Source organism: Chryseobacterium sp. (assembly GCF_008014695.1).
In the GTDB taxonomy this organism is placed as follows: domain Bacteria; phylum Bacteroidota; class Bacteroidia; order Flavobacteriales; family Weeksellaceae; genus Kaistella.
Window position 1 is genome coordinate 48,572 of sequence record NZ_VOXE01000004.1, and the last position, 20,580, is coordinate 69,151.

Below are 20,580 nucleotides of genomic sequence, written 5' to 3' on the forward strand. Positions count from 1 at the left end.
TTAAAAAATTAAATTTATAAAAATTATTCTTCCTCTTCCATATTATTCATTTTAGAAAGCAAATCATACGCGCCTTTTAAAACCACTTTGCCAGAATCGTTAAATTTTGCAGGCAAAGTAACCGCGGTAAAACCATTTTCGCTTACACCGGTTTGCACTTCTACCTTCCTAAAGATATATTGTTTTTCTTTTTCATTCCCATCTTTATCTTTGGTTTTTTCTAAAGTTTTTTCTAAAATAAAAATAAAATTCTTACCTCCGGAACCTACAATTGCCGCATCTGGCAATGCTGGTGTTTCCACAGATCCAAGTTCTATGATAGCATTTACAAACATCCCCGGCAACAGATTTTGAGATACATTCTGAATTCTTGCCAAAACATCTACAGTTCTGTCTCCGTGTATATCTTTCCCTATCAGATAAACTTTAGCAGTTTTTTCCTCGGCGTCACCAGTAGCCTGAAATCGAATAATTTGACCAACGTTTATTTTTGCAACATCTTTTTCAAAAACCTGCACTTTTACCATCATATTACCTGTATTTGCAATATCTGCGACAACCTCATTAGTTCCAACATATTTACCGATGTTGGTGTATACTTTGGTAACGTATCCGCTTTGTGGTGCATAAATATTGGCGCGTGCAGATATATTTCCTCTTGCAACAGAAGCCGGATTGATGTTCGCGACTTGCAATCTTGCCCGTAATCCTGCAACTCTTGCAGACATACTATTATACTCACTTTGAGCGCGCTGCAAAGATTTTCTGGCTGCAATATTTTCTTTCACCAATTCTTTTTGGCGTGCAAGATCTTGTCTTAAATAGGACATCTGACTACTGCTTTCCATGTAATCCTGCTGTATCTGTAGAAATTCAGGATTTTCTATCGTCGCTACCACAGTACCTTTACCGATATATTTTCCTTCGATTACGTTCATGGATTTTACATGACCTCCAAAAGAAGAGGTGATACTGGTCAGATTTTGCGGTGGAACTTCAATAGCTCCAGAGGCTTTGATATAATTGGAAAGATTAGTATTGGTTATATTTCCCAATTCCATTCCCACACTTTTGTACTGCGCTTCACTAAATTCTACGCTGTTTGCATCGTGCGGAACTTCTACATTTGCCGTGACTGCTGTTTCTTCCTTTTTATCGGAATTACAGGCTGACAACATAAAACTTAAGACGATGATATATAAATATTTTGATTTACTCATGATTTTGGAACTTTAATTATTTATTATAAACCAGAAATTAATTCCAGTTCGATGGCTGTTTGATTATATTGATTTAAACTTTCGATGTATTGTTTTTGGACTTCCACGGCGTTGTTTATGGATTGACTAACCTGGTAATAATCCATTTCTCCAACCTCAAAGGCACGCTGTGATTTTGTAATAAGCAACTTTGCCTGTGGCAATGCTGTTTCCCTATAAAAATTGATCTGGATTTGCAACCGTTTTAGGTCCGAAAGCAGTGTAGAACCCCGTTGAGAAAGACTGAAAGAAAATGCATCTACTTTTGCTTCCTGTATTTGCTGGTTAATTTCTGCGGCTTTGATTTTTGCTTTTTGCGCCTTTGCAAAAATGGGTATGCTTATTCCCAATTCTACACCCTGAAATCTTTTATCTACTCCATAAAACTTCGAAACTCCATTTTTTTCAAAATTCCCAACTAATGATTGATTAAAATAACCGACGCTAAAATCGGGAAGTAACCTGCTTTTTTCAACTCTGATTTCTTCTTTAGCGACTTCTATCTGGCTTTTCAAAGCAAGCAAGTCTGGATTATTATTAAAAATTGCGCTCTGTGGTGATACATCTAGAAATTTTTCAGTAAGCGTTTTGTCTGTGATATCTTCGATCGTTTGATTTCCAGTATATCTTTTCAGTTGCTCCAGATGAATTTTTATATATTCTTCAGTCTGTAATTTTTGCGAAATCGCTTCCTGCAATCTGGTATTAGCATTGTATCTTTCTAAAATATTGGTTTCACCAGTTCGGAATCTTATGTCTGCGGCACGAAGTATTTTCTCGTAAAGCGTAATCAAATCCTCATTTAATTTTCTCTGTTCTTTTCTGTAGAGTAAACTATAATAAATACTTTTTACCTGATAGGTTATCTGATTTTTATAAATCCCTGCCTGCATTTTGGACGCGTTTATATTTGCATCTGCCAGTTCTGTCAGTCTTTTCAAATAAACCGGATTAGGAATATTTTGGCTTATGGTAATATTGTTATCATAAGCAATAAGACTGTTGTACTGTCCGAAAGTAAGATTGATGTTTGTTTTTCCGTAATCTTTTACAGAACCTTTTAATGCAGACTGGTATTCCTCTCCTAATTTTGCAACCCTTGTGTTTGGATTGGACTCCAGGGAAGCAGAAATTGCTGAATTCAAATCTATCGTTCCTAAAGATGAAGATGAATATGAATTTGTCGTAATTTGACCTTTAACTCCATTATTAAAACCTGAGAGTAAAAACAAAAGAATAATTGTTGCTGATCCTGCAATTTTTGTATTTTTCAACTTACGTCGGGAAGGTTTTATATTCTCCACATAAGAGTAAAGTACCGGCAAAAGTACAAGTGTAAGAAATGTTGCGGTGAACAAACCACCTATAACAACTGTTGCTAATGGTTTTTGTACTTCTCCTCCTGCTCCGGTTGCCAATGCCATAGGTAAAAATCCTAATGATGCAACGGTAGCAGTCATTAAAACCGGTCTTAATCTTATAGCAGTACCTGCGAGAATTCTTTGTTTAATATCTTTCATTCCTTGTTTTTTAAGTTGATTAAACTCTGTTATTAATACGATTCCATTTAAAACCGCCACACCAAACAAAGCAATAAAGCCTACACCAGCCGAAATACTAAAAGGTAAACCTCTTAACCAAAGGGCAAATATTCCACCTATGGCTGACATCGGGATTGCAGTAAAAATTAATAATGAATATTTTAAAGAGCCAAACGCAAAATAAAGCAGCAAAAGAATTAATCCCAATGCAACGGGCACTGCAATAGATAATCTCTTATTAGCTTCTTCCAGATTTTTAAATTGGCCTCCATACGTTATGAAATAACCAGTAGGCATTTTAATTTTTTCGTCAATTTTTGCCTGAACGTCTTTTACTACAGAGGCAATATCTCTACCCCGAACATTAAAGCCAACAATAATTCTCCTTTTGGCATCTTCTCGCTGTATTTGATTGGGTGCCAATTGGTAACTTACATCTGCAACCTGCTCCAAAGGAATCTGATTTCCATTACTAGCAGTAACAAAGAGCCTTTTTACATCTTCAATACTTTGGCGTTCTCCTTGTTCTAACCTAACTACTAAATCAAAACGTTTTTCTCCTTCGAATACCGTTCCGGCAACACCACCAGCAAATGCAGTGTTAATTGCATTATTTATTTCTTCAACATTTAACCCATATCGGGCGATATTGTCTCGGTTCAATTTGATGGAAATTTGCGGTAAACCACTCACTTGTTCTACATACAAATCTTCCGCACCATCTATTGAGGGAATTAACGCCCCTATTTTTTTTGCTAAATCTGAAAGCGTTTCTAAATCATCGCCGAAAATTTTGATACCGACATCCTGTCTTACACCTGAAATCAATTCGTTGGTCCGTAATTGTATAGGTTGAGAAAAACCGAAAGTAACACCTGGAACCTGTTCTAAAGTTTTCTGCATTTTCTCCGCTAATTCTTCCCGGGTATCTGCACTTGTCCACTCTTTTTTAGGTTTCAATAATATCGTAATATCTGTAGCCTCTATAGGCATTGGATCTGTAGGAATCTCGGATGCGCCAATCTTACCCACAACTTCCTTCACTTCCGGATAAGTTTTCATTAATAAACTTGATGCCTGCTCTATTTTTTCAACGGTCTGCTCCAGCGAACTTCCTACCAATAATCTTGTTTCTACAGCAAAATCTCCTTCCTCCAGCGTTGGTAGAAACTCACCACCAAGAGAATTGAAAATAACTGCTGACAATCCGAGAAGCGTAATTGCAACAATCAAAACAGTTTTTTTAAATCGCAGTGCACCATTAATCAACGGATCATAAATACGCTGAAATTTTTCCATCATTTTATCAGAAAAATTCTTTTTATGCGTAATATTCTTACTCAATAAAAGCGAACTGATCATCGGTACATAAGTAAGCGAAAGAATTAATGCTCCAAATATTGCAAAAGAAACCGTTTGTGCCATCGGGCGAAACATTTTGCCTTCAATTCCTACCAAAGCCAATATTGGTAAATAGACAATTAAAATAATAAGTTGGCCAAAGGCTGCCGAGTTCATCATTTTTTTTGCAGAACCGGAAACCTGAATATCCATTTCTCCCTGCGAAATTTTTCCTGTTTTCAACTTCCTCATGTGATGCATGGTTGCCTCCACGATAATTACAGCACCATCTACAATTAATCCAAAATCGATCGCCCCAAGACTCATTAAGTTTCCAGATACTCCAAAAACTTTCATCAATGCTACGGCAAATAGCATTGCTAAAGGTATTACAGAAGCCACAATTAAGCCTGAACGAATATTCCCAAGAAAAAGAACTAAAACTAATACTACAATTAATGCCCCTTCTATTAAGTTTTTTTGCACAGTACTCATGGCTCTATCTACAAATTCACTTCTGTCTAGAAAGGGTTCTATCTCTACACCGTCAGGTAAAGTTTTCCGTATTTGGTCTATTTTATCCTTTACTCGCCCAACTACTTCAGAAGCATTATTATCTTTCAATAGCATTACAATTCCACCAACTGCTTCTTTATCATTTCGGGTAAGTGCACCGTAGCGAGTAGCAGTCCCAAACTGAACTTTTGCAACATCTCTGATGGTTATAGGCAGACCACTCTCCGAATTTTTGACTACAATCCTTTCAATATCTGCAAGACTTGTGATCAATCCCTGGCTTCTGATAAAATAGGCATTGGGTTTTTTATCAATATATGAACCACCAGTATTCTGATTGTTTTTTTCCAGTGCTGTGAAAATATCAGAAATAGATAAATTGTAACTCCGTAATTGATTTATATTTAGTGCAATTTCATACTGTTTCAAAAAACCTCCAAAACTATTTACTTCTGCAATTCCCGGCGTACCTAGTAATTGTTTTCTAATAATCCAGTCTTGTATTGTTCGCAGTTTGGTAGCATCATATTTATCCTCAAAGCCAGGTTTAGCATGTACCGTATATTGGTAAATTTCACCTAAACCAGTAGAAACTGGCGCCATTTCCGGATTTCCAAGACCGGCTGGAATGGAACTTTTGGCTTCAGGAAGCCGTTCAGAGACTTGCTGGCGTGCCCAGTAAATATCTATGTCGTCATGAAAAATAATAGTAACTACAGATAAACCAAAGCGAGAAATAGACCGCACTTCCTGAATTTCGGGAATAGTAGACATTGTCTGTTCGATAGGGTAAGAAATAAACTGTTCTATTTCCTGCGTTGCCAGTGATGGACTTAATGTTATTACCTGCACCTGATTATTTGTAATATCGGGTACTGCATCTATGGGAAGAGTTCGAAGGGACATAACGCCCCATATAATTAAAGCAAGTGTGAAAATCCCGATCACCAATTTATTATTGATGGAGAATTCAATGATTTTATTTAGCATTGATAAAGAAAATTAGATTAAAGTAAAATTTAGATAACAAAAATTACCAGTTCGCAAAAGAGTACAAACCGTTATTTTTATTTAATGATACTAACCTAATTGAGGCGGTTGCCAGACACTGCCAAAGTAGTTGGAGTATGGATTTGGAATATGAAAAAATTCTGATGAATAGAATTCGTTTGAAAAATGATAAATAAAGTTGGCAGGAATTTGTTGATATACTACCACATTTCTACCACAACAACTGCAGGAGCAAAATGATGAACAAGAATCGTCTTTATGTTTTTGTGAATGGTTTTCCTTCGCATTTTCAATTTTAGTAGTAGCCACCTCAAAAGTGCTTTGTTCATTATCAGAACAAGGCATACTAAACAAGACTGCTAAATAAACTGTTAATATGTAGTTGAAAATCTTCACCTTTGCAAAGTTAAATAAAAAATTGCTACCGGAAATTATATTATTCTTGATTTTTCGACAATCCGAAAAAGAGTAAATCCTTCAATAAATTCTAAAAAATCACCTGATATTATTTCATCTTCTATCATAAATCTGTTCTTTTACAATCTTGAAGAAAATAATTTCGATATCATTTCTACTTATTTTTCTGTGTGCCAATACAGAATTGGGTGAAATGTTGAAATTTCCAAACTTGATACAGCATTTTGTAAAGCATAGTACGAATAAGAAAGAACACTCTCTTTCATTTTTAGGTTTTGTGAAAAATCATTATGATAGTGAGAAATCGCATTCGGATTCTGACCAACACATTTTCCGGTAAGTGGAATCACAGCAAGTTCAAATATTAAAATTGACGGTAATTACTACTCGGTAAGTCCTTTGGCTCTGCGTGAAAAAGCAGAAATCTTCTGGCTGAATAAGCGCGAGTACTGCGTTATAAAAAGTCCGGTTTTTGGCAATGTTGTCATGATCGAAGTTGGGGCAACAATGGTTGGAAGTATGATTCAAACTTATCAAGGTACGAATTTAAAAAAAGGGAAGAAAAAGGTTATTTTAAATTTGGCGGTTCGACAGTTGTCCTTTTATTTGAGAAAAACAAAATTAAAATCGATCATGATTTATTGGTTAATACCTCGAAAGGTCTTGAAACTACAATAAAAATGGGTGAAAGAATTGGAGAAAAATTTTAAAAAACTCCATTTATTTGAAGTATAAAAAATATTCCTCTAAATTTTATTTTGCTCTTATTTACATTAATCGTAATATTGCAATTAATAAAACATAATGGGAAGTTCAAAAACAGAAAAGTTTACGGAAGAGCAAAATAAAATTGCATTATTTGCGAAAGTATTCGGACATCCTGCAAGAGTAGCGATTTTACAACATTTGTTTAAAATTAATGCTTGCATTTGCGGAGATCTGGTAAACGAAATTGGATTGGCCCAACCAACAATTTCGCAACATTTAAAAGAACTAAAAATTTTAGGTTTGATCAAAGGAACCGTGGAAGGAACAAGTGTTTGCTACTGTATTAATAATGAAAATTGGTTAGCAATGAAAACTGTAATGACTGAATTTCTAGACCAAGACTTAACCGAAAGCCAAGATTGCTGTTAAAAAAATTTGAATGTATTGATCATATAATCGCAATAAACGAATAAAGTTATGAAATTATCACAAGTAAAATCAGTATTAAAAGAACTGGAAACTATAGGTTTTCAATTACCAAACGGAGAATTAGTACCAAATCACTTTCACGTTACAGAAGTCGGTAAAATCACAAAACATTTTATCGATTGTGGTGGAACTGAAAGAAAAGAAGAAGTCGTAAATTTCCAACTATGGAATGCAAATGATTACGACCACAGATTGCATCCAGAAAAGTTGTTGAACATCATTGAACTTTCGGAAAAAGTTTTAAAAATAGCAGATTTAGAAATCGAAGTAGAATACCAAGCGGATACAATTGGAAAATTCGGACTTGATTTTGACGGGCAACATTTCTTATTGACATCTAAACAAACTGATTGTTTGGCTAAAGACCAATGTGGCATTCACGCTGAAAAACCTAAAAAGATTTTATCTGAAATTCAAACTGCAACTTCTTGTGCACCCGGAAGTGGTTGTTGCTAAAAAAAATCAAAAAAATGAAGACAACAAAGCGAACTCTATTTTTAGAAATACAAAATTTAATCAAAGAATTAAAACCTCATACCATTTCAAGCGAACGTAAAGCAGTTTTACAACCGCTAACTGATTTTATTTGGGCAGAGGTTTCAAAAAATCAAGAAATCCGTATCAACTTTATCTGCACTCACAATTCACGAAGAAGTCATTTATCACAAGTTTGGGCGCAAACAATGGCAAACTACTTCAATATCAGAAACGTATTTTGTTATTCGGGCGGAACAGAAGCAACCGCACTTTTTCCAATGGTTGCAGAAACTTTGCAAAATTCAGGTTTTCAGATAAACACAATTTCTAAAAATGATAATCCTGTTTATTCCATTAAATATGCAGATAACGAGCATCCAATAATTGGATTTTCAAAGAAATTGAATGATGATTTTAACCCAAAATCTGGTTTTTGTGCAGTTCTTACTTGTGATTCTGCAAATGAAGCCTGCCCAATTGTGTTTGGCGCAGAAAAACGAATTCCTATCACTTTTGAAGACCCAAAAGTATTTGACGATACACCACAACAAGCAGAAAAGTACAATGAAAGAAGTCTGCAAATAGCAACTGAAATGTTTTACGTTTTCTCTCAAATAAATTCATAAAAAATGGCTTCAAAAAAATTAAGTTTTCTAAATAGAAATCTAACGCTTTGGATATTTGTCGCAATGGCAATAGGAGTTGGACTTGGGTATTTTATTCCAACATTTCCAAACATCATCAATTCATTTAGTAGCGGAACTACAAATATTCCGATTGCAATCGGTTTGATTTTGATGATGTATCCACCATTGGCAAAAGTCAATTATTCATTATTGCCAAAGGTTTTCAGAAACACAAAAATCCTTTCTATTTCGCTCATTCTTAATTGGATAATTGGTCCCGTTTTAATGTTTGTTTTAGCAATTACATTTTTGCGAGATTATCCCGAATATATGGTTGGTCTTATTTTAATTGGTTTGGCTCGTTGCATAGCAATGGTCTTGGTTTGGAACGACCTTGCAGAAGGAAGTAGCGAATATGGATCAGGTTTAGTCGCTTTAAATACTATTTTTCAAGTTTTTGCCTATAGTTTTTATGCCTGGATTTTTATCACAGTTCTACCTCCGTATTTCGGTTTTGATGGTGCAATTGTGGATATTTCAATCGGAACTATTGCAGAAAGTGTCGCCATTTATTTAGGTATTCCGTTTGTAATGGGAATTTTAAGCAGACTTATTTTAGTAAAAATAAAAGGCGAAGAATGGTATACCAACAAATTCATTCCGACAATTTCGCCCATAACTTTAATTGCGCTTTTATTTACCATTGTAGTAATGTTCTCGCTAAAAGGAGAATTGATTGTGAAAATACCAATGGACGTTGTGATTATAGCTGTTCCTTTGCTTACTTACTTTACGGTAATGTTTATCATTGGATTTTTCGTTACCAAAGCATCAGGAGCAGAATATGATAAAACGACAGCGGTAGCATTTACAGCAGCAGGGAATAATTTTGAGTTAGCGATTGCAGTAGCGATTGCAGTTTTCGGATTGAATTCTGGGCAAGCGTTTGCAGGAGTGATTGGTCCTTTAGTCGAAGTTCCAGCACTGATTTTATTGGTTCGGGTTTCCTTTTGGTTACGGCAAAAATATTTCATAAAAAATAATATTTAGGTCTGCAGAGTTTAAAGAATTGCATCATCATCAGTAAATAAATTTTCTATTTCAGAAAAAGAATAAACCGCTATTAAAGGCCAATCTATAATGAATTAATTATACAACTGGAGTCCACAAGCTCAAAGCATTACCATTCACAGACGACAATTGTTCAGCATCACCTTCAGGAATTGAGATCTTCATACGGTAAATTAAGTCTCTTGGAAAAAAAGATGTGAAAATTTTATTTATTTAAAATATTCCTTTTGATGATTGTTCCCAAATCTTTCTCCGAAAACCATATATCTTCGGGATGAAGATGAAGAACGGGAGCTTGTTGGCATCTATTATTACAATCCATTTTTTCAATTTCGATTATATTTTTCAGATTATATTTCTTTACATAGAAATCTAAAAGTTTCCCCTTTTTCTTCCTACAATTTACGCCATTACACCAATAAATAATGGGCTTGCTGTTGTTAGAATCTTCCATAGTGTTATTGTTTATTGTAATTGATTTTTAGTCATTTAGATTAATTTGTCGGTTGTAATGTATAAGCGCTCTGTTTGCAATTTTTTTTAAGTTTATAATATAATTAATGCCCTCAAAAGTGTTCATAGCGTCTTAATAACAATTTTGCACCCAATTTTTACTTCACCGCAAGGCTTCATATTTTTATAATTGTTTAAGTAATAGAAAAACATTAAAAATAAAATCCGTCCCACTTTAAAAAGGAGACGGATTTAAAAATTTTATTGGATATTTTTTATCTAATACATGAAGGTTAAACCCGCTCCAAATCCATATTCACTGTCGTAATTTGTGGAAACTGAAACCCATTTTTGAAGGATATATTTTAAGCCAAAATCAAATTCTTTGTCTGAATTAACGGCAAAATTTCCACGAATTCTGGGTGAAATTGGAATTCCTTCTCGGCCTAATTCCAAACGTACTTTTCCATTATGGTCTATGTTTGCATCGGCCATCACCAAGAATGGAAGAAGGTAGCGAACTCCGGCAATGGCTACATTTTGATTCTGCGGCATTACATTTTGCCCGAACCAGGTTTTTGCCATATCATGATTTTTGTTACTTCTAAAACCGACATAAGGCATCGCCCATTGGTATTTTCCTAAAAACCGACCCACTTTTACACTTCCTTCGTAATGTGTAAAATCATAATTACTGTGTAATTCATTCACATTCAACCATCTTGCTCCTAACATCGTCATGTTTTCAAAATGAAATTTATTAGATGCTACATCCAACATTGCTGTGGTATTGATCATTCGGTTTTTGCTTAGGAACTTTTGGTATGAAGCTTCTTTATCCGGTAATTGTGGATTGGGTGCTGAATTTTCATAATTGAAAACTCTTCCCATTCCACTCATCATGTGATATAAAATATGACAGTGGAAAAACCAGTCTCCGTCCTGATTTGCGGCAAATTCTATCGTCACAGTTTCCATCGGTGCAATGTCAATTACATTTTTTAAAGGTGCATATTCCCCTTTAGCGTTCACTACGCGGAAATCATGACCGTGAAGATGCATTGGATGTCGCATCATGGAATTATTGTACATGGTAATTCTCACGACCTGACCTTTTTTAATTAAAATTTTATCACTTTCAGCGACCGTTTTATTATCTAATGTCCAGAGATAATTACGCATGTTGCCTTCCAAAGTAAACATTAAATCCTTTACATTATCATTGGGCAAAATAGTTTTGAAGGGAGATTTTAACATATTATAGTTAAGACGCTTGATTGGTTTTTCATCTGAAGTTCCCATGTCATGGTCGCTGTGATCCATGTTCATTTTACCATCATCCATTTTAATGTCAGATTTCGTTCCCATCATTTCCATCATGTGATGCATGGTTTTCATGCGCTGGCTTTCTGACAATTCCGGATACATTACTTCATTCATATCCATCACCTGGTTACCCATCGTCATGCTCATCGGCTTCATGTCGCCGCTCATTAACATCATATCGTTCATCATCTTCATGCCTTCAAACAGCATCAGTTTCGGTAAGTTTGGCGCATCCACTTTTGCGCCGTCTCCTAAATAAAGTGAGGCATAACCTTGCCGGTCTTCCGAAGTTGCACGAAATTCAAAACTTTTATTTTCCGGAACAGTAACTTCAATATCATAAGATTCGGAAACGCCCACAATTAAACGGTCAACATCCACAGGTTCTACCTCATTACCATCAGTTCCAATAACGGTGATTTTTCCACCGCCATAATTTAACCAAAAATAAGAGGAAGAGGCGCCATTTGCTACTCGAAGCCTCACTTTATCTCCGGCTTTTAAGTTTTTGTAGTTAGAAGAAATTTGTCCATTAATTAGGAAATTATTGTAGTAAACGTCACTCACGTCCATGGCTTCCATTCTTTTCCACTCATTAAGCAATTTGGTTCCGAAATGTCCTTTTCCGATGGCTTCAGAATAACTCTGAACAGTACCTTTTTTTATGGCCCAATAATCTCCACGATCCATGTGCAATCTTCGCATGATCTGTTTTGGGTTTTCATCGGTCCACTCTCCCAAAATCACCGGAATGTCTGCCGCGAACTTTTTACTTGGCTGACTATCTCTTTTATTAAAAACCAAAACACCATTCATCCCGATCTGTTCCTGAGTTCCCTCATGAGAATGATACCAATAAGTACCATTTTGAGAAATACGGAATTTGTAAAGATGCGTTTCACCAGGTTTCACTTCTTTCGTAGTTAAATAAGGAACACCGTCCATTTCATTGGGTAGAATAACACCGTGCCAGTGAAGTCCAGTATTTTCCTTTAACTGATTATGCAGATAAATTTCAGCCGTGTCGCCTTCTGTAAAATATAAAGTTGGCGCCATTAATTTGCCATTGATGGCAATTGCTCTGGCTGGTTTTCCGGTGAAATTTACGAGCGAGTCTTTTACAAAGAGATCATAACGAACTGTTTTACCTCCAAAAGAAATTTTGCCACTGCCATCTTCTTTTGCAGTCTCTTTTTTCTCCATGTGCATGTTGTGGTCCTGAGAAAATCCCTGAACCGACACGACCAGAAAAAGAAACGTGCATAATTTTAAAAAGCTGGGTATTTTATTTTTCATTCTCTAATCTTTTAATCATTGTTTTCATTTCTTCTATTTCTTTTCTCTGCGCAGAAATGATGCTTTGTGCTAATTTTTTTACTTCAGGATCTTTAATATCCGCTCTTTCACTTGTTAAAATAGCAATCGAATGGTGAGGAATCATTCCTTTCATCCAAAGAACATCACCTATGACAGGACTTTGCGCGCGAACCAAACCTAGCGCCGCAAAAAACAAACCGACACTCCCCACTATTATCCCAAGGTTTTTCTGCTTATTTTGATACATTTTTCGCATAAAAAAGAACATGATCAAAGCCATAGCAGAGATTCCAAGACATACCATATAAAATCTGGTCATGCTGAAATAAACATGATCCAGTTCATAGGTATTGAGATACATGGTAATGTACATCGCTACAAATGAGGCAGCAAGCATTAAAACAAATTTGGTGTACACGTTACTTTTTGAGTGGTCCATTGAATTTTCCATTATTTTATTTTTAAATTTTAATGTTTTTTAAACGTAATGAATTGCCGATTACTGATACGGAGCTAAAACTCATTGCCAAGGCTGCAATCATAGGGGATAAAAGGATTCCGAAGACAGGGAACAAAACGCCCGCTGCAATTGGAATTCCTAAAATGTTATAACCCAAAGCGAAAAATAAATTTTGCTTGATATTTTTCATCACGGCATCACTTAAGTTTCTTGCTTTTACAATTCCGTGAAGATCGCCTTGTACCAATGTAATCATTGCGCTTTCGATCGCGACATCGGTTCCGGTTCCCATCGCAATACCGACATCGCTTTTAGCCAAAGCAGGTGCATCATTAATTCCGTCTCCCGCCATCGCCACTATTTTTCCACTTTTCTGAAGTTTTTCTACTTCAAGCAGTTTATTTTCAGGTAACATTCCGGCTTTAAAATGGACAAGATTAAGTTCTTTCGCAACCGCTTGAGCAGTATCATGATTGTCACCGGTGAGCATAATCACATCAATCCCTTTTTCCATTAATGCCTTAATTGCTTTTGCACTGGTTGGTTTTATTTTGTCACCAATCACTACATATCCGGCAACTTTTCCATCTACAGATAAATAGGAAACAGTTTTTCCCTGTTTCTGAAAATTCTGGGCTTCAGTTTCCATTTCAGAGGTAATTTCAGCCTGGGCATATTCCATCATCTTGGCATTTCCTAAATCTACTTTTTTGCCGTTGACTTTCCCTTCAACACCTTTGCCGGTAACTGCACTAAAATTTTCAGCATTAATAATTTCTATATTTTGTTCTTTTCCATACTTTACAGTAGCATCTGCTAATGGATGTTCACTCATTTTATTTAAAGAAACAATGAATTGTAAAACCTCTTTTTCTGTAAATTGATCTCCGAAAACTCCTATTTTTTCAACGGTTGGTTTTCCTTCGGTAATAGTTCCTGTTTTATCAATGATCAAAGTATCTACCTTATCCATTTTTTCTAAAGCTTCCGCGTTTTTAATTAGCACCCCATTTTGGGCACCTTTTCCAACACCGACCATTACAGACATTGGTGTTGCTAATCCTAAAGCACATGGACATGCTATAATAAGAACTGCAATCGCATTTACAAAAGCATAAACATAAACCGGTTGTGGACCAAATATTGCCCATACGATGAAAGTAATAACAGAAATTAGTACAACAATTGGCACAAAATAACCCGAAACGGTATCTGCTAATTTTTGAATTGGGGCACGACTGCGACTGGCATTATTCACCATTTCCACAATTTGAGAAAGTAACGTATCTGAGCCCACTTTCTCTGCTTTCATTAAAAAGGATTGATTACCGTTGATGGTTCCGCTGCTTACTTGGTCGTCTATTGTTTTGGTTACGGGAATTGGTTCACCTGTGATCATGGATTCATCTACAGAAGTTTCACCCTCTGTAATTGCACCATCCACGGGAATTTTTTCGCCTGGTTTTACACGAAGAATGTCACCGATCACTATTTGTTCAATGGTTACTTCTTCTTCAACTCCGTCTTTAACTCTGATAGCTCGGTTTGGTGCCAGTTTTAATAATTCTTTAACCGCGGAATTTGTTTTACTGTGCGCTCTGGCTTCCAATACTTGTCCTAATAAGACTAAAGTTAAAATCACCGTGGCGGCTTCAAAATAAACATGAACTGCTCCGGTATGGGTTTTAAATTGTTTTGGGAAAATATCTGGAAAAAACATTCCAAAAACACTGAAAAGAAAAGCGGCTCCAGCGCCTATTCCTATCAACGTAAACATGTTAAGATTCCAGGTTTTAATACTTTTATAGGCACGTTCAAAAAACATCCACGTTGCATAAAAAACAACTGGAATCGATAGTGCAAACTGAACCCAGTTCCAGTATTTTTGCTCCATCAAATTATATAATGGATTGTTAGGAATCATTTCACTCATCGCCATTAAAAAAATGGGTAAAGTGAATCCAGCGGCAATCCATAATTTTCTTAATAATTTTTTATAGGTCTTTTCTTCCGCAGAAATATCATGTTCCATCGGCACCAGATCCATTCCACAAATCGGACATGCTCCGGGTTCATCTCTAATAATTTGAGGATGCATAGGACATGTCCATTGTTCCGAATTCGAGCTGCTTAATTTTTGTTCTTCTACCAGATCCATTCCGCAGACCGGACAATCGCCCGCTTTATCGTAGGTTTTCTCCCCTTCGCAGTGCATTGGGCAGTAGAAAGTTCCGTTGCCTTTTTCTTTTTTAATTTCTTTTTTCCTGGTTTCTGCCTCTGCTTTTGGCAGATCACCTACATTATGAATGCTGTATGTTCCACCATCTTGTTTTAAGGCTTCCTGATATTTTTCGATTTGTAAATGGCCGTTTGTTTCGATAACTGCTTCTTGTTTTGCTAGATCAACCGATACTTTTGAAACGCCTTCAATTTTTGAAAGGGTTTCTTCTACGTGTTTTCGGCATCCATCACAGGTCATTCCTAATATCTGGTAAGTATGTTTCATAGTTTTTTATTACGGAAAATTTATATTTTTATCTATAAATCACTTTTGATTTTAATATTTTAACAGCAACAAGAACCATCAGATTTTGGTGACTTTTTATCCAGGTCGTTCTCTGCGATTGAGTAATCGCCGGCACTTGCTAATACTTTTGACAATTCGTTTTCAGTGTAAGTCAATTCACTTGTTATAATGGCAGTAGGTGGATTGAGTGTTACTTCTACAAATTCTACTTTCTCAAGGTTTGAAAGTGCATTTTTCACGCTATTACACAACCTTCACAAGACATTCCTGATATTTCTACTTTTTGTTTCATTTTATAAGATTTCTAAGATTGATACTTAAAATTTTACAATTAAATCCTTTTCTGCATTGCTGAGAATTGGTCCAAGAAAATTTCTTCAATAGTTTTTGTGTCGTTTTCAATCATTCTTCGTCCAATGTAACTTTAAAAGATATCTTTCCTATTCTTTATTCCTATTGATTTGAGCAATTTTTCAAGCCTGTAATCGTGTTTTTATGAATTTACTTTCCAAAAATCTGCAATGCGAGAACACCGATAATAATTGCACCGATGAATGCGTATAAACCGTGGTTGAACCATTTTTTCAAACCACTTTTTTTCTGTTCATCTTCATTTCCTGTTTTGCAACAATCTTTCATAATGATTTTTTTTGTGCCTAACAAAGAGAAGAGGTTCGTTTAATTAAATTATCACCTCTTCTCTCAACAGGACTTAAATATTCTTCTGGTAAATCTGCGCTTTCTTTTTTTATTTAAAAAAGAACAAATTTCAAAATAATTGATTTTTATTGAATTGTTCTCTGCACTTTACCACATGTAAGCATTTTGCTGCCATAAAATGGATTCTTAACGTCGTTACTTTTACTCAACCAAGTGCTTCCTTTTTGATACATTGGGCAAAATTGCTCGTATAATTTTACTTTAGTTCCAGTAATTGCAACCAAATCTGAAATGTCTTTGCTTAATGTTTTAAAGTGCTCACGTTGATGATCGATCGGGCTTTTTGAAATGTGTTCCGCGTGTTCTGTGGCATCATCTATAATATCTGCCAATTCTTTTTTATTCGCTGCAGAATATTTTAAAGCATTGAAAGCCTTTAACGAAACGGCGAGTTTAGCGCCTGCCGCTCCTGCTTTCTTACTGTCGTCTCCTACCAAAGCATCTTTTAAACTAAAATAATCGCCCAAAATAGCCTCTGCTTTTGCATCGCTTTTCATAGACATCATTTTACCATTACTCATTTTCACACCCATTTTACTGTGATGCATTTTACTTTTCTGTTGCGCGTTTGCAATAGAAATAGCAAATAACATTACTGTAGCTATAGTTAATTTTAAATTTTTCATTTTATTTTTTTTTTAAATTTTATAAACTGTCTCTTTTTTGTGTCATCCATTCTATCATTTCCTGCTTTTCAGCTTTTGTAAACTTTGCATCTCTGTGAATAATGGTGTAAGAATTCAAAGGCATTTCATCATCTTTGATCTGATTAACTATTGCTTTCAGTTTGCTTTTTTTCCTCCTTACAGATAAAGAATCCCACTCACTGAAATTCAGTTCTTTTTTTCCATCAATAACATGGTTTTTCAAAAACTTTGCAACCGGCTGAATCTTGCTGTACCATGGATAATTGGTATTATTACTGTGGCAATCATAGCAGGAGGTCTGCAACTTATTCTTGATATTTGCCGGAACCTTATTAACCATCAAAAAGTCGGCTTTTGAAGTGGTCTGGCTTTCATTAATTTGTTTTGGAAGAAATTGTATTCCAACAAATGCGATTAATAAAACCACTGCTATGATCTTGAAAATTTTCATTCTAGTTTAATTCCTTTTCCATTTTTCCACAATCAATCATTTTATCACCATAGTAAGGATTTCTCACTTCTCTGCTTGAACTTAACCAGTTACTTCCTCCATCATACATTGGGCAGGACATTTGGTAAACTTTGGCTTCTGCACCTGTTATTGCGATCATATCTGTAACGTCTTTTGATAGTGCTTTGAAATGTTCCCGCTGGTGATCAATTTCACTCATAGAAATATGTTCTGCGTGTTCTTTTGCATCTACAATAATGTCTCGTAATGTTTTTTGCTGTTGCTCTGTGTAAGTGCTCATATCAAAACTGTTCAGTGCTGTACCCATAGCAATTCCGGCTTTTGCTGCATCTTCTTTATTGGTTGCTACTAATGCGTCTTTAATCGACATGTAATCTGCTAAAACCTGTTTCGCACTTGCGGATTGCGTACCATTTGTTGCTGCTGCGCTAGACTTCATCATGGTGTGGTCCATTGTGGTTTCTTTAGAAGATTTATTTTCATTGCAGGAAAAGGCGGTAAAACTTACTATAAATACCGTAGCAACTGTTGCTATAATTTTTAAATTTGTCATTTTTTAATATTTAATGTATTTATTTCATCTGTAAAATTAATACAAGAACACTTTTTTTCATATAATAATTTGGTTGAAGATTGATACAATTCGGTTGGGATTTAATAATTTTAAGATGCTTAAATTGAAGCAGTGATGTTTTGACTTGGTGAATTTAAAATCAGAAATTTGCTTAAAAATGGTATTCTTTTATTAAAGTAGAACAACTCATTAAGGATAAAATAATTCTACTTTAAATTAAGAATTGAATAAATAAATTTTTAATAAAGTTGCAAACAAGACTTTATGTGAACTATTTTAATTCTGATTTCATGCTTCCACAAGTAAGCATAGCACTGCCGTAAAAAGGATTTTTAACTTCTTTTTGCGCGCTTAACCACGACGCGTCCTGCATTGGGCAATAAAGAATAAAAACAGAAGAATCTGCTAACTTGAAATTTTTCGCAACTGCAATCATATTTGCAGATAATTTTGCAAAAGATTCCCGTTGTGTTTCTATACTTCTGCTTTCAGCAATGGTAGAAGCATCTTTTCGTAGAACGTCCAGATTCCCTTCCGACAAAACTTTGTAATCTACCATCGAAGCAGATTTTATAAATTCGTTCGCTGCTTTTGAGGCGGCGTCTGAATTGTCTGTTACCAAAGCATCTTTGATGTTTATATAGTTCTGGTACAATTTAGAAATTGAAATATCCGTCGTTTGCGCTGTTAAATTTAAAATTGAAAATATTGAGAATAATGCGGTGAAAATTAATTTTTTCATTGTAATAATTTTAGATTGTTTTAAATAAAGAAAAGTCCAAAAAACTGGACACGCTAAATAACCATTCTTCAAAAGAAAAATGATGTTTTTATTCTAAATTCTAAAATTACAGTAAGAAATGAAGAGTGGCAATTCTGCCTTATCAGGTGGCGCATTTACCAGAACTGAAAACTGATTTCGTTCTAATACAGGTGCTAAGAAATCTGCATAGAATAGTTGTGGAATGATGGCTACAAAAGGTGCATCCGTAATAAATGAAATATCTGCCTTTTGAGCGACATCCGTTTTTAAAACTTTAATCTGATCTTTGCAGCAGTCTTTCTTTTTGCTTTTACCACATATTCCGCAAGTACCAGAGGAAGTTGAAAATGAGGTAGAAACTTTATTCATACAATAATGAACATTGTAAACCATTCCGGATGAAAATCCGAAATAGAAGACTGTGAACATTATGGCAAGATATTTTTTCATAAGACTGTACAAAGATACAAAATGACAATAAAAGCATTTATACAATTAAAAAATTTATTGGTATAATTCCTCTTCGTTTATTTTAAATGGGTGTGCTTCAAAATATTGAGACAACAATTGAACTCATACAAAATTGTCCTACCAATGATGTCACGATTAAAAGACCGCTGATAGAATTGTGGAGAACAATAATTTATTCTATCAATTATGAAGAGAACTTTCGAATTCGAATTATAACATCATCTCTTCTCTAATGTATATTTCTTCGTAAAAGTTTACTGACGAATGTCGGAGCCTAGATGCTCATTGCAACTTGGGTTTTATTACCTCCAAGATTTACTTTTGTTAAGAACAAAATCTACTTGGTAAAATTGATATGCAGATATTTTTACATTACTTAAAAGGGAAACCCTTGAAATTTAAATGTTTAAGTCTGCGGTTAGTTATTTCTTACTATACAAATGTAGAATATCAAATTACCATCCCTTGGTATAATTCGGTTTATTACTTACACAATATCATCTATGGATCTTCTGTCCCACTTCCGAAGATTTTTAAATTCCGTCATAGACATACCTGTTTCATTTTTAAACTGTTTCGCCAAATGTCCACTATTGTTATAATCTAAACTATAGGCAATTTCTGAAAAATTCAATTCTCCTAACTGGATCATTTCTTTTACTTTTTCCATCTGTAGATTAATCCTGTATTTTTCGATGGAAATACCTTCCTTTGAACTAAATAATTTACTCAGGACAGGATAAGATTTACTAAAAGTCGAACTTAAATAAGTAGAAAGGTTGGAATGGTCTTGATTTTCAACTTTATTAATAATTGCTGTTTTTATCTTTTCTACTAAGACATCCGTTTCCTCGATCAAGAGTTCAAAGCCAAGTTCTTGGAGAATCTTTTCCAGTTTAGTAAACTCAACTGGAGTATCCTGATCCAATACAACTTGCCCTAATTCTAAAGAATCTATCTGGTAGCCTAAAGCATTTAGTTCTCGCATCACCGCCGAATTACAGCGGTCGCACACCATATTTTTTATATATAAAGTTGTTTTCATATTGGTTTTTTAATGGTTTTTAATTTTACTATTTTTGTAATCTGACTCCACGTTGATTATGAATGTATTAAGTTGATGAAAGCTTTACATATCATGACCCGACACACATGACCGACACCAGTACCATCAGGTCCGAGCGTTGGAGTTACAACCGTCTTTGTTCACTTTTTTGGGTAGTGATGGTTCCTTCTCTAGGGACGAAAATCATTGACAGTATAACTATTGGCTTTTTCATTGTGATATATTTTTATTTTTTGGATTGAATTTGTTGCAATCTCTGATACAAATATGCCAAGCCAATCTGTGGAGAATCAGAATTTTTATGTGTTATGAAAAACTTTAATGTTTT

General features: G+C 34.9%; 17 protein-coding genes and 1 pseudogene. 5 read left to right on the plus strand and 13 right to left on the minus strand.

Annotation, left to right across the window (positions count from 1 at the left end; translation table 11 throughout):
* Positions 1-23: 23 nt before the first annotated feature.
* Both FUA25_RS11185 and FUA25_RS11190 read right to left on the minus strand, forming a co-directional pair.
* Positions 24-1,220 carry an efflux RND transporter periplasmic adaptor subunit gene (locus FUA25_RS11185; protein WP_147757012.1) on the minus strand — a complete coding sequence of 399 codons (1,197 nt, stop codon included), beginning with the start codon at positions 1,218-1,220 and terminating at the stop codon, positions 24-26.
* Positions 1,221-1,243: 23 nt separating this feature from the next.
* On the minus strand, positions 1,244-5,647 hold the full coding sequence (locus FUA25_RS11190; protein ID WP_147757013.1) for a CusA/CzcA family heavy metal efflux RND transporter: 4,404 nt from the start codon (positions 5,645-5,647) through the stop codon (positions 1,244-1,246).
* Between the two features lie 807 nt (positions 5,648-6,454).
* Between FUA25_RS11190 and FUA25_RS13485 the strand changes: the two are divergent.
* The 5 genes and pseudogenes from FUA25_RS13485 to arsB all read left to right on the plus strand — a co-directional run bounded on the left by FUA25_RS13485 (position 6,455) and on the right by arsB (position 9,435).
* Positions 6,455-6,795, plus strand: a pseudogene (locus FUA25_RS13485) (phosphatidylserine decarboxylase).
* Between the two features lie 94 nt (positions 6,796-6,889).
* Positions 6,890-7,222, plus strand: coding sequence for an ArsR/SmtB family transcription factor (locus tag FUA25_RS11200; protein WP_147757014.1), 333 nt, complete (start codon positions 6,890-6,892; stop codon positions 7,220-7,222).
* A 48-nt stretch (positions 7,223-7,270) separates the two neighbouring features.
* Positions 7,271-7,738: a DUF6428 family protein gene (locus FUA25_RS11205; RefSeq protein ID WP_076387908.1), complete on the plus strand. Its 468-nt coding sequence runs from the start codon at positions 7,271-7,273 to the stop codon at positions 7,736-7,738.
* 14 nt (positions 7,739-7,752) lie between these two features.
* Positions 7,753-8,385: a protein-tyrosine-phosphatase gene (locus tag FUA25_RS11210; protein ID WP_147757015.1), complete on the plus strand. Its 633-nt coding sequence runs from the start codon at positions 7,753-7,755 to the stop codon at positions 8,383-8,385.
* A 3-nt stretch (positions 8,386-8,388) separates the two neighbouring features.
* Positions 8,389-9,435, plus strand: coding sequence for an ACR3 family arsenite efflux transporter (gene arsB, locus FUA25_RS11215; RefSeq protein ID WP_147757016.1), 1,047 nt, complete (start codon positions 8,389-8,391; stop codon positions 9,433-9,435).
* Positions 9,436-9,661: 226 nt separating this feature from the next.
* On the opposite strand, the gene FUA25_RS11220 is transcribed toward arsB, so the two are convergent.
* The 11 genes from FUA25_RS11220 to FUA25_RS11265 form a co-directional block, all read right to left on the minus strand.
* Positions 9,662-9,910 (minus strand): (2Fe-2S) ferredoxin domain-containing protein, encoded by a 249-nt coding sequence (locus FUA25_RS11220; RefSeq protein WP_147757017.1) that lies wholly within the window; start codon positions 9,908-9,910, stop codon positions 9,662-9,664.
* A 278-nt stretch (positions 9,911-10,188) separates the two neighbouring features.
* Complete coding sequence (locus FUA25_RS11225) at positions 10,189-12,531, minus strand: multicopper oxidase domain-containing protein (RefSeq protein ID WP_147757018.1); 2,343 nt, start codon at positions 12,529-12,531, stop codon at positions 10,189-10,191.
* Positions 12,521-13,003: a DUF305 domain-containing protein gene (locus FUA25_RS11230; RefSeq protein ID WP_147757019.1), complete on the minus strand. Its 483-nt coding sequence runs from the start codon at positions 13,001-13,003 to the stop codon at positions 12,521-12,523. Before FUA25_RS11230 ends, FUA25_RS11225 begins: the two co-directional genes overlap by 11 nt.
* A gap of 10 nt (positions 13,004-13,013) precedes the next feature.
* The gene (locus FUA25_RS11235) at positions 13,014-15,518 is read right to left on the minus strand and encodes a heavy metal translocating P-type ATPase (protein WP_147757020.1); all 2,505 of its coding nucleotides are present in this window, start codon (positions 15,516-15,518) and stop codon (positions 13,014-13,016) included.
* A 522-nt stretch (positions 15,519-16,040) separates the two neighbouring features.
* A complete protein-coding gene (locus tag FUA25_RS13270; protein ID WP_185146701.1) occupies positions 16,041-16,178 on the minus strand; it encodes a hypothetical protein in 138 nt (45 codons plus the stop codon).
* 146 nt (positions 16,179-16,324) lie between these two features.
* The gene (locus FUA25_RS11240) at positions 16,325-16,885 is read right to left on the minus strand and encodes a DUF3347 domain-containing protein (protein ID WP_147757021.1); all 561 of its coding nucleotides are present in this window, start codon (positions 16,883-16,885) and stop codon (positions 16,325-16,327) included.
* Between the two features lie 19 nt (positions 16,886-16,904).
* Positions 16,905-17,357, minus strand: coding sequence for a heme-binding domain-containing protein (locus FUA25_RS11245; protein ID WP_147757022.1), 453 nt, complete (start codon positions 17,355-17,357; stop codon positions 16,905-16,907).
* Between the two features lies 1 nt (position 17,358).
* A complete protein-coding gene (locus FUA25_RS11250; RefSeq protein ID WP_147757023.1) occupies positions 17,359-17,931 on the minus strand; it encodes a DUF3347 domain-containing protein in 573 nt (190 codons plus the stop codon).
* A 292-nt stretch (positions 17,932-18,223) separates the two neighbouring features.
* Positions 18,224-18,694 (minus strand): DUF3347 domain-containing protein, encoded by a 471-nt coding sequence (locus FUA25_RS11255; RefSeq protein WP_147757024.1) that lies wholly within the window; start codon positions 18,692-18,694, stop codon positions 18,224-18,226.
* A gap of 93 nt (positions 18,695-18,787) precedes the next feature.
* The gene (locus FUA25_RS11260; protein WP_410493478.1) at positions 18,788-19,165 is read right to left on the minus strand and encodes an HYC_CC_PP family protein; all 378 of its coding nucleotides are present in this window, start codon (positions 19,163-19,165) and stop codon (positions 18,788-18,790) included.
* Positions 19,166-19,673: 508 nt separating this feature from the next.
* Positions 19,674-20,231 (minus strand): helix-turn-helix domain-containing protein, encoded by a 558-nt coding sequence (locus FUA25_RS11265; protein WP_147757026.1) that lies wholly within the window; start codon positions 20,229-20,231, stop codon positions 19,674-19,676.
* Between the last annotated feature and the right edge of the window lie 349 nt (positions 20,232-20,580).